The organism is Micromonospora sp. LOL_023, assembly GCF_048060115.1.
In the GTDB taxonomy this organism is placed as follows: Bacteria; Actinomycetota; Actinomycetes; order Mycobacteriales; family Micromonosporaceae; genus Micromonospora_E.
Map to the genome: position 1 here is coordinate 1 of NZ_JBHMIM010000131.1, position 3,872 is coordinate 3,872.

The following is a 3,872-nucleotide window of genomic DNA, read 5'->3' on the forward strand; positions in this document are numbered from 1 at the left end:
GGCGATTCCCACACATCTTGACCGTTCCGGACACCGCGCCCGGTGGTCAGAGCCTTACCCGGAAAGGCTCAGTGTGCCGTGTGGGGCGGGAAGTTGGGCCAGCGTCGGCGTCACGAGCAGGTCGTGGTCGAGGAAGAACCGGTTGATCGGGCGCGTCACCCGGTGCTGGGCTTCGGTCGCGCTGATAATGTCCATGGCAGTCGCGCGCCGTGTCTCGACCAGGATCCGGCGGGATACAGCCTCCAGCCCGACTGCGTCATGTGGTGCGCGCAGAAGTGCCGCTCCGGTCGTGGCCACCGCCAAGGTTGACGCCTCGATGATGTCCTCCGCGTCCACCGCCGGAGCAGCCTTGACCACGGTGTGGCCGATCCACTCGAGCACATGCGCGGTAGTGACCGCGATGTCGGCCACCTGGGAGAGTACCGGTGTCCCCGCCCACGGCTTGGTCATCACCGCGACCCGCAACACGCCAGGGGCGGCCCGTAGCTCGTCGGTGTAGGGCCTGCCTGGTGGCGGCGCCACGTACTTGTCGCCGACTGGCGGATCGCTGACCGCGTCGAGCAGGTGGGCCACGTCCCGGACCGTCCGGCAAAGTCCGAACTCGATGATCTGCCCGAAACCGGCCTCACCGACCTGTGGGCCGCACGGGGTACGGCCCCGGCTTGGTTTGAGACCGACCAGGCCGCAACACGAGGCCGGCACCCGGATTGATCCACCGCCGTCGTTGCCGTGGGCGAGGGGCACCGCGCCGGCCGCGACCAGGGCTGCGGCGCCGCCGCTCGATCCACCGACACCCCGCGTCATGTCCCACGGGTTGCGCGTCGGCCCGTGCCGCGCTGACTCGGTGGCGAAGCTCAGCCCCAGCTCGGGCACCGTGGTCTTGCCGAGCGTCGCCAGGCCGGCGGCACGAAACCGGGCCATCAGGTCATGGTCCTCGCCTGCGACGGCGCCGTGGATGGCGCGGCTACCCAGCGAGAAGGCGACGCCGCGAGCGAACGGTCCGCTGTCCTTCAGCAGGAACGGCACGCCCGCCAGGGGGCCGTCCGGGTCGCTGGTCAGCGGCTGGTCGAACAGGGGACCGGTGAGCGCGTTAAGGTCGGGGTCGACCTGTTCGATCGCCCGGCGGGCCAGGTCTTCCACCTCGGCGGGCCGTAGCTCGCCGCCACGGAGCAGCTCACGCAGGCCAACCGCGTCCAGGCAGGCGTACTCGTACAGTTTCACCTGTTCCTCCTGTCACGTCCACCCTTGCGGCGGGGCATCAATTAGGCTTCCACAGTCCCATCGCCAGAGTCGATCCCTCTCGGTCAGGATGGTGTGAGACACCCGTGTGAGTGGGGTGCTGACCTGAGGACGGGGATCGGAGATCCTTGCGTACGTGTCCACTTCATCTGGCAGGCAGCCGTCCGGCGGCAAAGACCCGGCACCGAAGCCGGCGGGGCGGGTCTTCAGCCCGGAGTACAAGCTCGCGATGGTCGCCGAGTAGTAGCGGTCCGCGACCGGGTGTAGTGCCAGTGTCTCGGTCCACAACGGCCAGCCGTCCGGGGCGGTCAGGACCTGGATTTTGCCGCCGCTACAAGGACTTCCCCGCAGGGTCTCGCCGCCGCCCCGACCGTCGCCCTGACCGTGACAGTACCTGCGTCGCCCGCAGCCGTTGTCGAGCCGATCGAGTTCCCCGACACCGGTCTCGTCGTCTACCAGGCCTACACGTTGAACCGGACCGGCTGACCAGCGTCGTTTCCGCCTGTCGGACGGTCAACGCGTTGATGGTGACGTTGATCGTCCGGTCGTGGGCTGCTCCACCGGGGCAGGCCCACGACCGGACGTTTGAGTGCCGTCTTGGAGTTGATCCGGCCACACCTCGAGCGCATGCGGCCGGACCGGAAGAACCGGTCCACCCAGCCGAACGCGCCCCCGTACCGGACGGCCTGACGCTCCAGCATGGCGGTGAAGTCCGGGCCGGTGCGATGCCCGCGCGTCGCCGCCGCCGCTGCCGCCGGCCTAGCCGATCCGGCCCATCGCGCCGTAGCCGAGATGCCGCGACGGGGTCTGTGCGTCGACATCGAGCCCCGGGTCGGGACGCCAGTCCGCCATCAGGGTCACCCCGGGCTCGACCAGCTCCATGCAAGTGAACCAGGAGCTGAAGGTGGCTTTGTCCCGGACGTACAGGCTCGCCCCGACCCCCGCCTGGTATGCGGCGACCATGCGGCCAACCTGCGCCCGCGTCTCGTCGTCGACGGTGTCCGCCGACAGATGGGACATCGCCAGGTAGCTGCCGGGTGCCAACGCGTCCCGGTACGCCGCGACGAGCCCGGCCGGATCCTCGTCGTCCCGGACGAACACGAGCAGCCCGCCCAGCACGACACCCACCGGCTGTGACAGGTCGATCAACTCGCGGACCGCCGGGTGCGCCCACACCTGTTCGGGGTGCCGCCCGTCGACGCCCGCCATGGCGACGTGCGGCTCCGCGGCCAGAATGTCCGTGCCGTGCGCCACGGCCGACGGATCGTTGTCGACGTACACCACCCGGGCGCTCGGGTCCACGGCGTGCGCGACCTCATGGGTGTTGCCGACGGTTGGCAGACCCGACGCGATGTCGATGAACTGTCGCACCCCGTGCGCCGCCATGTACCGCACCGACCGCCGTAACCAGTCCCGGTTCCCGCGGGCCAGCAGGTCGACGCTGGGCAGCATCAGTTTGATCCGCTCGGCCCGCTCCCGGTCGATGGCGAAATTGTACAGACCACCCAGGAAGTAGTCGTAGATACGCGCGATGTTGGCATTGTCCAGATCGGCCCGTACTTCGGGTGAATGTCCAATAGTTGCAGTCATTCCACGACCCTTCAGCGAAGATGTCGGACACACCGGGCAGGGCATCCGTAGACAAGAACGGGAACATGGCAACTATAAATGGGATCATCGAGTCCAGACAGTGCCACGGGCCTGGTCGGTCAGTGGCATCCCGGTCACCAGCACCCCGCCGTCGGGCAGCCGCTGCGCGACCACCCGGTAGTCGCCCCACTTTCCCAGCGAGATCGTGACCGCTGACGAGTCGACCGGCACATGGCCGAACACGTCCTGGAAGCCAGCTAGGTTCGGTCGGTCCTGCCCTGTTTCACCAGCACTTCGACGGTGGTCCGCCCGTCGCAGATACGCGCGGGGAGGGTGCCGGTGGCCTGACCGGTGGGAAGCCGGGGGCCGGTCCGGGTTGCAGCCGGCGGCTGCAGTGCCGGCTGCAACCGGAGCCGTCCGCAGGCGAGGGCAAGTAGCACCAGCATGGTGGCGACCAGCCGGGTACGCAGCGACCAGTTTCCGCGACGGCCAACCGGTGCTGCCGCCGTCGCGTCAGCCCGCTCCCAGTCCGCGCGCTCTCAGCCGGCGGGTTTGAGGATACGATCCGCGCCCCGCACGGTGTGGATCATCGGCTGCCGGCCGGCGTCGATCTTCTACCTGCGGTAGAAGATCGACAGCTCGACCTGGCCCCCGAAGTCGTAGTTCCACACCCGTTCCAGGATCTGGGCCTTGCTGAGCACCAGGCGTGGTTCGCACATCAGGTACCGCAGCAGCTCGAACTCGGTGGCGGTCAGGGTGATCAGCTCGTCGCCCCGGCGTACCTCGTGGCTGTCCTCGTCGAGGGTGCGGTCGCCGACGACGAGCTACGCGTCGGGGCGCAACCCGACCCGGGCGGTCCGGCGCATCAGGCCGCGTAGCCGGGCAACCATCTCCTCCAGGCTGCACGGCACGCTCACGTAGTGGCCGCCACCGGCGGTCAACCCGGTGATCCGTCCTCCACCGCGTCCTTGGCAGGGTCATTGCGTAGTCGAGTAGCTGCTGGTCACGGTGGTGATGAGGTCGTGTGGGCGGCGGTTGGCGCG

Annotated in this window: 3 protein-coding genes and 1 pseudogene; all 4 read right to left on the minus strand. The window is 68.8% G+C overall.

The genetic code is table 11. The features are described 5' to 3' along the window. Positions 1-54: 54 nt before the first annotated feature. Positions 55-1,221 carry an amidase gene (locus tag ACFHVL_RS30870; RefSeq protein WP_416632136.1) on the minus strand — a complete coding sequence of 389 codons (1,167 nt, stop codon included), beginning with the start codon at positions 1,219-1,221 and terminating at the stop codon, positions 55-57. Between the two features lie 777 nt (positions 1,222-1,998). After that, positions 1,999-2,829, minus strand: coding sequence for an SAM-dependent methyltransferase (locus tag ACFHVL_RS30875; RefSeq protein ID WP_416632138.1), 831 nt, complete (start codon positions 2,827-2,829; stop codon positions 1,999-2,001). A gap of 84 nt (positions 2,830-2,913) precedes the next feature. Continuing rightward, positions 2,914-3,072, minus strand: a complete 159-nt coding sequence (locus ACFHVL_RS30880) for a hypothetical protein (protein ID WP_416632140.1) — start codon at positions 3,070-3,072, stop codon at positions 2,914-2,916. Between the two features lie 296 nt (positions 3,073-3,368). Continuing rightward, positions 3,369-3,802, minus strand: a pseudogene (locus ACFHVL_RS30885) (response regulator transcription factor); the annotation flags it as partial. Between the last annotated feature and the right edge of the window lie 70 nt (positions 3,803-3,872).

Bases quoted from the DNA above. Each gene is read 5' to 3' on its own strand.
- ACFHVL_RS30875 (WP_416632138.1), bottom strand. From the start codon at position 2,829: ATGACTGCAACTATTGGACATTCACCCGAAGTACGGGCCGATCTGGAC.